This window comes from Thermovirga sp., assembly GCA_012523215.1.
In the GTDB taxonomy this organism is placed as follows: domain Bacteria; phylum Synergistota; class Synergistia; order Synergistales; family Thermovirgaceae; genus 58-81.
On the sequence record JAAYIZ010000079.1, the window covers coordinates 1 to 10403 of the forward strand.

7 protein-coding genes are annotated in these 10403 nt (G+C 63.5%); all 7 read left to right on the forward strand.

Features of this window, described 5'->3' with window-relative positions; genetic code table 11:
- A partial coding sequence (gene alaS / locus GX108_02335; protein ID NLO55885.1) for an alanine--tRNA ligase occupies positions 1–2509 on the forward strand: 2509 nt, incomplete at its 5' end.
- Complete coding sequence (gene ruvX / locus GX108_02340) at positions 2506–2925, forward strand: Holliday junction resolvase RuvX (GenBank protein ID NLO55886.1); 420 nt, start codon at positions 2506–2508, stop codon at positions 2923–2925. The genes alaS and ruvX, both read left to right, overlap by 4 nt.
- Positions 2922–5501, forward strand: a complete 2580-nt coding sequence (mutS, locus tag GX108_02345; protein ID NLO55887.1) for a DNA mismatch repair protein MutS — start codon at positions 2922–2924, stop codon at positions 5499–5501. Before ruvX ends, mutS begins: the two co-directional genes overlap by 4 nt.
- A complete protein-coding gene (locus GX108_02350; GenBank protein NLO55888.1) occupies positions 5498–7195 on the forward strand; it encodes a DNA mismatch repair endonuclease MutL in 1698 nt (565 codons plus the stop codon). The genes mutS and GX108_02350 overlap by 4 nt, the downstream gene beginning before the upstream one ends.
- Positions 7192–8154 carry a tRNA (adenosine(37)-N6)-dimethylallyltransferase MiaA gene (gene miaA, locus GX108_02355; GenBank protein ID NLO55889.1) on the forward strand — a complete coding sequence of 321 codons (963 nt, stop codon included), beginning with the start codon at positions 7192–7194 and terminating at the stop codon, positions 8152–8154. The genes GX108_02350 and miaA overlap by 4 nt, the downstream gene beginning before the upstream one ends.
- Complete coding sequence (gene ispH, locus GX108_02360) at positions 8145–9005, forward strand: 4-hydroxy-3-methylbut-2-enyl diphosphate reductase (protein ID NLO55890.1); 861 nt, start codon at positions 8145–8147, stop codon at positions 9003–9005. The genes miaA and ispH overlap by 10 nt, the downstream gene beginning before the upstream one ends.
- On the forward strand, positions 9005–10403 hold a 1399-nt coding region (locus GX108_02365; protein ID NLO55891.1), incomplete at its 3' end, for a S1 RNA-binding domain-containing protein. The genes ispH and GX108_02365, both read left to right, overlap by 1 nt.

A 10403-nucleotide genomic window follows, 5' to 3' on the forward strand; every position in this document is an offset into this window, starting at 1 on the left:
CAAGCCCTACTTCCTGGGCAAGCGGGTGCCCTCCTTCAAAAGGGCTACCACATCCCAGAAGTGCGTCAGGACCAACGACATCGAGAACGTCGGGAAGACCGCGAGGCATCACACGCTCTTCGAGATGCTGGGCAACTTCAGCTTCGGCGATTATTTCAAGAGCGGCGCCGCCGCCTTCGCCTGGGATTTCCTCACCGGGGAGGTGGGGCTCGACCCGGACAGGCTCTACCCGACGATCTACAAGGACGACGAGGAGGCCTTCTCCATCTGGAACGGGGAGATCGGGGTCCCGTCGGAGCGCATCTGCCGGATGGGCGAGGAGGACAACTTCTGGTCCGTGGGACCCGTCGGTCCCTGCGGACCCTGCTCCGAACTGATCTACGACCAGGGGCCCTCCTTCTCCTGCGGCAGGCCCGGCTGCGGCGTGGGCTGCGAGTGCGACCGCTTCCTGGAGGTGTGGAACCTCGTCTTCATGCAGTACAACCGGCTGGAAGACGGCACCCTCGTGCCGCTGCCCAAGCAGAACATAGACACCGGCATGGGGCTGGAGCGCCTTGCGTCGGTGGTCCAGCAGGTGGCCGGGGATTTTCAGACCGATCTCTTCAAGCCCCTCATTGACAAGTCCTGCGAGATCTGCGGCATAAGGTACGGCGACGGCGGGCCCGGAGACAGGGCCGCCAGGGTCATCGCCGACCATTTCAGGGCCACGGCCTTCATGATAGCCGACGGGGTCCTCCCCTCGAACGAGGGGCGCGGCTACGTCCTCAGGAGGATACTGAGGAGAGCCGTCCGTTTCGGGAGGCTTTTCGGCGTCGACAGGCCCTTCCTGATGGACCTCTACCCCGTGCTGCTCGAGGTGATGGGGGAACCCTACGGGGAACTCATCGAGCAGCGGCCCCTCATCGGCCAGGTGGTGGAACTGGAGGAAGAGCGTTTCGGCCGGACCCTGGAGATGGGGCTGCGGCTGCTGGAAAGGGAGGTCTCTTCCCTGGCCCCGGGGATGGAAGGCACCCTCCCGGGGGGCGTGGCCTTTGAACTTTACGACACCTTCGGCTTTCCCTACGAACTGACCGAGGAGGTCTGCCAGGAAAAGGGGGTAAGGGTGGACCGTGAGGGCTTCGAAAGGGAGATGGAAAAGCAGCGGGAAAGGGCGAGGGCCGGCGCGAAGAGCGCCTCGAGCGGGATAGGCAAGAGCCTTTTCGATGAACTCGTCGAAGAGCAGGGAGCCACGGCTTTCTGCGGTTATACTTCCGAAAGGGCTAACACCACCATCACCGCCGTCATCGTCGGCGACAGAAGGGTGGAAAGCGCCCCCGAGGGTTCCGAGGCTGTCCTGATCCTGCGGGAGACCCCCTTTTACGGCGAGGGGGGCGGCCAGGTCGGCGACAGGGGCACCATCAGCGGGGAATCCTTCCTGGCCGAGGTCAACGACACCATCAAGACCTCCGGCGACCTGGTGGCTCACAGGGTCACCGTCACCAGGGGGGAGGCCGCCGAGGGCCTGCCCGTCGTCGCCGAGGTGGATAGCGAGAGGCGCCGCGCCACCAGGGCCCACCACACCGCGACCCACTTGCTTCATGAAGCGCTGACGAGGGTGCTCGGCCGCCACGTAACCCAGGCCGGTTCCCTCGTGAACGAGGAGATGCTGCGTTTCGATTTCACCCACATGAAACCCCTCTCCGACGATGAAACCAGGGAGGTGGAGTTGATGGTGAACCGGCAGATCGTCCTCAACACCCCCCTCGAGGTCATCCTGACGGACAGGGAGAGCGCGAAGAGGCTGGGGGCGAAGGCCCTTTTCAACGAAAAGTATGGGTCCGAGGTGAGGGTTGTCCGCGTCCCCGGCTTCAGCGCGGAGCTCTGCGGCGGCACCCACGTGGACGCCACCGGGGACATCGGCTCCTTCAAGATCATCCGGGAGGAGGGCATAGGGTCGGGGATCCGGAGGATCACGGCCCTGGCGGGAATGCCCTCCTTTTTGCACCATCAGAGGCTTTCGGAACAGGTCGAGGCCCTGGCGAGGTTGCTTTCCGTCCCCGCCGAAGAACTTCAGAAGAAGGCAGCGGAACTGGTCCAGGAGAACCGCCTCCTTTCCGGCCGGCTGGAAAAGCAGAAAAGCCGCCTGGCCCTTTCCGGGGTGGAGGAGCTCCTCCACGGTCGCGAGGAGGCGGGGGGCATCGCCATCGTGACGGGCATACTGAAAGGGGCCGATCCTGAGTCCCTGAGGGAAGCGGGAGACAGGATCAGGCAAAGGCTGTCGCCGGTGGTGATCGTCCTGGCGGCGGGAGAGGGTGACCGGGGGAACCTGGTGGCCATGGCCGACAAGGAGGCCGTGGCGATGGGGGTCGATTGCGGCTTGCTGGCGAGAAAAATAGCGGCCGGTCTCGGCGGCGGCGGCGGTGGAAGGGCCGACATGGCCCAGGCCGGGTTCAGGGACATGTCCGGCCTGGCCGCCTCACTGAAGGGCGTCCGCGAACAAGTCCTTGAGATGACGGGAGGAAAGGCTTGAAAAGGGCCCTTGGCCTGGATATAGGCAGAGTAAGGATCGGCGTGGCCCTGAGCGATCCCCTGGGAGCTTTCGCCCAGGGGATCGATGTGCTCGACGCGGGGAAGGACTGGATGGCCCTGGTGAGGGACATGGTCCGGGAGAAGGGGGTCGACGTCGTCGTCGTCGGCATCCCGATCAACACCGACGGATCGAGGGGTCCCGAGGCCGAACGCGTCCTGGGCATCATCGAAAGGCTCCGGGAAAGGATAGGCGATGAAAGCATCGAGATCGTCCCCTGGGATGAAAGGTTTACCACCGTCCAGGCCGAGAGGGCGCTCCTGGAGGGCAACCTCTCGAGGCGCGGGAGAAGGGGCGTCGTCGACAAGGTGGCCGCCTCCCTCATCCTGCAATCCTTCCTGGAGAGCAGGAGATCATGACCGCGGCGGTGCCGGAAGACCTCAGGATGACGCCCATGCTGAAGCAGTACGCCCAGTGGAAGAGAAGGTATCCCGACTGCCTCCTCTTTTTCAGGATGGGGGATTTTTACGAGATGTTCTTCGAGGATGCCCGCGTTGCGTCTTCGATCCTCGATATAACCCTCACGGCGAGGGACCCCCAGAAGAAAATACCCATGGCCGGCGTGCCCTTCCACTCCGTCGACAGCTACCTCGAGAGGCTCGTGGCCTCGGGTCACAAGGTGGCCATCTGCGAGCAGGTCTCCGAACCGGACGGGAGGACCCTCGTGGACAGGCAGGTCGTAAGGGTGGTGACCCCCGGGACCTTCCTGCCGGCCGATTCGGCATCGGAGGGAAGGCTGGCCTGCGTCAACGTGCTCCCCGGGGGCGTGGCCATGGCCCTTTTGAACTTCGCCACGGGCAAACTGCTCGCCGGTACGTTGAGCCAGGCCTCGGCGAGGTCGGAGTTGGCCGGTTTCTCGCCCTCGGAGGTGCTCTGCCCCTCGGGACAGGAGAAAGCCGCCGTCGCCCTCCTCGAGGGAAAGGAGGACCACCCCGTCACCCCCAGGAGCAGGGACGACTTCAGGCTGCCCGGGGCCGCCAGGAGGATATGCCGTGAATGGGGCGTCGCTTCCCTCGAGGGTTTCGGCCTTTCCGACCTGGATCCTGCCAGCGGATGCGCAGCGGCGCTGCTGGCCTTCATCGAGGAGACCCAGTTCAGGTCCGCCAGGGGCGCCGTGGAGATAGGGCCCCTCCTGGAAAAAGCCTCGATGCTCATCGATCCCGCCGCCGCATGGAACCTGGAGATCGCCGACCCTCCGGGCAGTTCGCTCCTGGACACCCTTAACCAATGCTCGACGGCGATGGGGCGCAGGAAGATGAAGGAGTGGCTGCTGCACCCCCTCATCGACGCCGAGGGCATATCGGACCGGCAGGACAAGGTCCAGGCGATGCTGGAATCGCCCGAGGCAAGGTCGAGGCTGCGGGCTGCCCTCTCGGGCTGCGGGGATACGGACAGGGCGCTCACCAGGGTCGCTTTTGGAAGCGCGGGGCCCAGGGACCTGGGGATCCTTCGAGACACCCTGGAGGCCGTTCCCGGCGTGGCAAGGCACCTGGAAGAACTGGGACTGGAAGGCCTCCTGGTCCTGCCCGAGGCGTCGGAGAGGCTGGGGAAGACCCTTTCCTCGGCCCTGCCGGAAGAACCGCCGAGGACCCTCCACGGGGGCGGCTTCATCCGCGACGGCTTCGATTCGGCCCTGGACGGCCTCCGGGGCGTCAGGAAGGACGAGAAGGAGTGGCTCGACGATTACCTGGACCGGATGAGGAGCCAGACGGGCATCAGGAACATGAAGATCGGCTTCAACAAGGTCTTCGGGTACTACCTCGAAGTCAGCAAGTCCTATCTTAAAGATGTGCCGCCCTCTTTCACGAGGAAACAGACCCTGGTCTCGGCCGAGAGGTTCATCACGGAAGAGCTGGAACTGTTCGAGAAAAGGATGCTCACTGCCACCGGCGAGGCCCTGGAACGGGAGGAGGAACTTTTCAGGGAGCTCGTCGCCTCCATCGGCGAGTGCTCCTCCGAGCTGAGGACCCTGGCGGACGGCATCGCGACCGTGGATGTCCTGGCTTCCTTCGCCCAGGTGGCGGCGCTCTTCGACTACCGCCGACCCGAGGTGGATTACGGCGATCGTTTCGAGATCCGGGGTGGAAGGCACCCCATGGTGGAGAACTCGCTGGCGTCGGGCGGGGCTTTTACCCCCAACGACGTTCACCTCGACGGGGATGAAAACCGGATCGCCATCGTCACCGGCCCCAACATGGCAGGCAAGTCGACCTACCTGCGCATGGCGGCCCTGCTGGCCATCATGGCCCAGGCGGGGTCCTTCATACCCGCCGACAGCGCCACGCTCGGGATCGTGGAGAGGGTCTTCTCCCGGATAGGCGCCCGGGACGAGATCGCCCGGGGCCGGAGCACCTTCATGGTGGAGATGATAGAGACCGCCGATATCCTCAACACCGTCAACTCCCGGAGCCTCGTGATACTGGACGAGGTGGGGAGGGGCACCTCCACCTACGACGGCATGAGCATAGCCTGGGCCGTCCTCGAGTACCTGCAGGGCCAGCCCGACAGGAGGCCCAAGGTGCTCTTCGCGACCCACTTCCACGAACTGACGGTCCTCTCGGAGAGGCTTCCCGGCGTGAAGAACCTAAGCATGGCCGTCAAGGAGAGCGATGATGGCATCGTCTTCCTTTACAGGGTCGTCCCCGTCCCGGCGGACCGCTCCTACGGGATAGAGGTGGCGAGGCTCGCGGGCATACCCGAGAGGGTCCTCCAGAGGTCCATGGAGATCCTCGAGGAGTTCGAAAAGCGAGGCGATGCCGTCCCGGCCGTTTCGCCCGTCGCCGCTCCCCGGGGGCAACTTTCGCTCTTCGGGGAGGGTGCCCGGGGACTGATGACGGAGCTGGCCGGCGTGGACCTCGACGGAATGACCCCCCTTCAGGCGCTTAAGTTTTTGTACTTTCTGAAGGAGAGGGCCGCGGAGGTGCTGAAGTCGTGATGAAGCCCATCAGGCAACTACCGCCCGATGTTTCCCTGCGAATTGCCGCTGGAGAGGTGATCGAGAACCCCGCCTCGGTGGTGAAGGAACTGGTAGAGAACTCCCTCGACGCGGGGGCTTCCAGGATCACCGTCGGTCTCAGGGACGGGGGGAAATCCCTCATCCTCGTCGAGGACGACGGTCAAGGCATACCCCTCGCCGAACTACCCTTGGCCGTGGAGAGGTTCGCCACCAGCAAGATCAGCGAGGCCGGAGACCTCGCCGGCATAGGCTCCTTCGGCTTCAGGGGGGAGGCCCTGGCCAGCGTCTGCGCCGTGAGCCGCTTCGAGATGAGAAGCCGCCCGGCTGGAGAGGAAGGGGGAGTGCTCCGTGCCGAAGGGGGAGTCATGAGCCTCCATGCTGTCCTTCCCTGCCGTAGGGGAACCCGGGTCCAGGCGGAGGACCTTTTTTTCAACCTCCCCGCGAGGAGAAGTTTCCTGAAAAGCGCCGCCACCGAAACACGAAGGGCCGTCAACGTGGTCAAGGAGTATTCGGCGGCCTTTCCCCAGGTGGCTTTCCGGGCCCTCTGCGAGGAAAGGGAGGTCTTTTCCAGCGACGGCAGGCAGGAGCGGGCCGTCGCGCTGACCAAAGTCTGGGGGACGGCCGAAGCCCCCAGGCGACTCATCGTGGAGTCGGGGCCGCTGGTCCTGGAAAGCTACTGGCTGCCGGCCCCCGGGTCGAGGAGGAGGGAATCGATCATCTTCTTCAACGGGAGGCGCGTGAGGGACGCCGCCGTCCTGGGGGCGCTCGCCTCCTGCGGGGAGGCGGCCTCGGGCAACTGGATGTTCTTCATCACCGTACCGGCGGAACTGCTCGACGTGAACGTGCATCCCGGAAAGGCGGAGGTGCGTTGCCACTCCTCCCTGCCCGTGTACGACACGGTGCGGAGGACCGTCCTCGACCTCGTCGAGGACGGGAGCATGACCGCCGAAGGGTTGAGCGCCCTGGCAGGGGGCCCGTGGGTCCAGGGGATTCCCGGGACACCGGCCGGCGCCCCTTTCCTGCCCCGGCAAGGGGAGGCGGATTTATTCGCCAGGGTGGGTGAACCTCCTTTTGCAACCTCCTTCGAGCCCTGGCAGTCCCTTGAAGGCAGGAAAAGGCGTTTCATAACCCGGCTCGGGTCGGGTTACCTCCTCTTCGAGGAGACCGACGGGCTCCTCGTAATCGATCCCCACGCGGCCCATGAAAGGATACTCTTCGAGAGGATGTCGGCCGCTGAGAGGTCCGGCCTTCCCCAGAGCATCCCCGTCCCGGCCCAGTTGCCCCCCTCGCTTTCCCACAGGGCCGGGGAATTCCGCGCCGAACTGGAAGGCCTGGGTTTCGGGTTCAGAGAAGGACCGGGGGCCATGGTCCTCGAATCGGTACCGGGCGGATACAACTACAGGACCGGCAGCGACCCCCTGGAGCTCCTCAGGGCCGCCGTGGCCGCCCTGGAGGACGGCCGGCCGCCGGAATTCATCCTGAGCGGCATTCCCGACGCGTCCTGCAAAGGGGCGGTCAAGATAACCGACCGCCTGGGACCGGAGGAGGCCGAGGCGCTGCTGGAAGATCTCTTCAGCTGCCAAGAACCGGCCCTATGCCCCCATGGGAGGCCCACCTTCATCCGGCTGCGGGAGAGCGATCTCGCGAGGCTTTTCGCCAGGAGCGGGAAATGACCGCCTCCCCGAGGGAACTGCTCTCCCTGATAGGCCCCACGGCCTCGGGGAAGACCCTGTTGTCCCTTGAACTGGCCCGGAGGCTGAAGGGCGAGATCATCTCGGTGGATTCCCGCCAGGTCTATCGGTTCATGGATGTCGGGACCGACAAGGTCAGCCGCAAAATCAGGGAAGAGATCCCCCATCACCTGATCGACGTGGCTGACCCCGATGAGACCTTCTCGGCGGCGGACTTCGCCGCCGGCGCGTCAAAGGCGGTGGAGCAGATCCTGGCCAGGGGCCGGGTGCCCATCCTCGCCGGAGGCTCTCCCTTTTATTTCAAGGCGCTTTTTTCCGATGTCATCCACGAGGGCCTCAAGAGATGGGACGACACGAGGAAAGAGTATGAAAAGGATTGGGACCGGGGCCGATCCGAAGATCTTTACAGGAGGTTGGAAAGCCTTGACCCCGAGTACGCCTCCAGGATTCACCCCAACGACCGTTTCAGGATCATAAGAGCCCTTTCCATAATAGACAGGACGGGCGAAAACCCCACCAGCCTCAGGGCGAAGGGGCCGGTGAGCCCTAACTCCTTCAGACCGTTCTATATCGGCCTTTACCCCGGCCGGGCCGAACTGTACGGCAAGATCGCGGAGAGGGTGCGTGAGCAATTCGCCTCCGGCTACCCCGAGGAGGTGGCCTTCCTCCTTTCGAGGGGTTTCGGACCGGAACTGCCCTCCATGAAAGGCTTCGGGTACAGGGAACTGGCGGCTTTCCATCGGGGTGAAATAACCCTCGAGGAGGCCATCGAGGGGGACATCAGGGCGACCAAGGCTTTCGCCAGGAGGCAGATGACCTGGTTCAGGAGATTTTCCCCGTGCCTGTGGTATTATGTCACCGGCGCATCGATCCAGGATATAGCGAGGAAAGTGGTGGATCTTTGGGAAGCAAGACAGGGGGAACAGTCGGGGTGGAATTGATCTTCGTCGAACCGAAGGGTTTCTGCTTCGGGGTCAGAAGAGCCATAACCGCCCTCGAGGAGTCCCTGGAAAGTCACGGCAGGGTCTACGCTCTGGGTAGCCCGATCCATAACCCCCAAGAAGTGGAAAGGCTCCTCTCAAAGGGCCTGGAGATCATAGAGACCCCTTCCGAAGTGCCGCCGGGGGGCACCGTATTCATCCGCGCCCACGGCATATCCGATTGTATCATGGAAGAACTGCGAGCCAGGAACGCCCGGGTGCTGGACGGGACGTGTCCCTTCGTGAGCAGGGCGAAGGAGAAGGCGGCCCTGCTCGCCCGGGAAGGTTACACGGTCTTGATCCTGGGGAACAAGGATCATCCCGAGGTGAGGGCCCTGAGGCAATCCCCGGAAGGCTCCGTCATCGTCGTGGAGCCCGGTCACCTCGCGGACCCGGCCTGGGAGGGACTGGAAAAGGTTGGCATCGTCTCTCAGACCACCCAGCGGAAGGAGAACCTGGAAGCCCTGGTTTCCCGAGTGTCCTCCGCCGTCCACGAGACGAGGATTTTCAATACCATCTGCGACGCCACATCGTCGAGGCAGGAATCGGTGGCGCGGCTTGCCGATTCCGTTGATGGTATTATCATTATAGGCGGCAAGAACAGCGCCAATACGACGCAGCTTTTCCAGGTAGCGTCTGCCTCGGGGAGCCCTGTCCTCTGGATCGAGGACGTGGACGGTCTCAAAAGGGGATGGTTGGAGGGCAAGAAAAGGATCGGGATCGCGGCGGGGGCGAGCACACCCGACTGGCTGATCCGAAAAATCGCTACGAGACTTGATTCTGCAGGGAGCGCCGGGGAGGATGGTTGGTAATGACCGAAGAAACAGGATCGAACAACGAAAAGGCAGCAGTTCCCTCAAGCGAGGGCAACAACAATGAATCGATGGAGAACTTTCTTGAGAAGTACAGCGTAGGCGCCTTTCACCGCGGCAAGACCGTGGAGGGCACCGTGGTGACCTCCAACGACGAGGGCTGGCTGGTGGACGTGGGCTTCAAATGCGAGGGTTTCCTGCCCAGGAACGAGTGGAGCCACCGTTCCCTGGTCGAGGCCAGGGAGGTCCCTTCCGTAGGGGACACTATAAGGGTGCAGGTGGTATCCCTGAAGCACGGGGAGGAATCCCAACTGACCGTCAGCCGTTGGAGGACCGAGTTCGACGAACGGTGGGACGCCATGGAATCGTGCCTCACCGACGAGGACGTGCTGGAGGTCAGGGGCCTCAGAAAGGTCAAGGGCGGCCTCATCGTCGACTGTTGCGGCATCGAGGGTTTTGTTCCCGTCTCGCACCTCGCCGAGGAGGGCAGGGGGGTCAACCCCTCGAAACTGGTCGACGACACCTTCCATGTCAAGGTCCTTGAAAAGGATCGCCGCAAGAGGCGGATCGTCCTCTCCCGGAGGGCCCTCCTGGAGGAGGAACTCCAGGAAGAGAGGCAGGCCTTCTTTGAAAAGACGGAGGTAGGGCAGACCATGGAAGGCACGGTGACCTCCATCACCTCCTTCGGCGCCTTCGTCAACCTGGGCCCCGTGGAGGGCCTTGTCCACAACACGGAACTCGCCTGGGGGAGGAATATCAAACCCAAAGAGGTCGTAAACAAGGGCGACCGGGTGAAGGTCAGGATCATCGGGATCGATCCCGAGAGTTCCCGGGTTTCCCTGAGCATAAAGCAGACCCAGCCCGACCCGTGGGATGACGTGACGGACCGCTACGAGGAAGGCCAGGTCCTCACCGGGAAGATCACCAACCTGGCCGATTTCGGAGCTTTCGTAGAACTCGAGCCCGGCGTCGAGGGCCTGGTCCATATAGGCGATATAAGCTGGCAGAGGATCCGCCACCCGAGGGAGATCCTCAAAAAAGGTCAGAAGGTGGAAACGCAGATCCTCTCCGTCGATGGAGAAAACAAGAGGATCAGCTTGGGTTACAAACAACTGCATGATCCCTGGAAGGACTTGGAGGAGAAGTACCAGGTCGATGGTGTCTACCCCGTCAAAGTGGTCCGCCTCACCGATTTCGGGGCCTTCGTCGAACTGGAGGAAGGTATCGAGGGCCTTATCCATGTCTCCCAGATCAGCCGCAAACGGGTCGAGAGGCCCGGCGACGTAATAAGCGAGGGGCAGGAGGTCCAGGCCCAGGTCATCGAGATAAAAACCGCAGAGCGAAGGATAAGGCTCAGCATGAGCGCCCTCGAGGAGCCGGAACCCCAGGAAGAAAGGG

What these genes read in the sequence shown, in the direction of transcription:
- mutS (NLO55887.1), top strand. Translation starts at nt 2,922, where the DNA reads ATGACCGCGGCGGTGCCGGAAGACCTCAGGATGACGCCCATGCTGAAG.
- miaA (NLO55889.1), top strand. Translation starts at nt 7,192, where the DNA reads ATGACCGCCTCCCCGAGGGAACTGCTCTCCCTGATAGGCCCCACGGCC.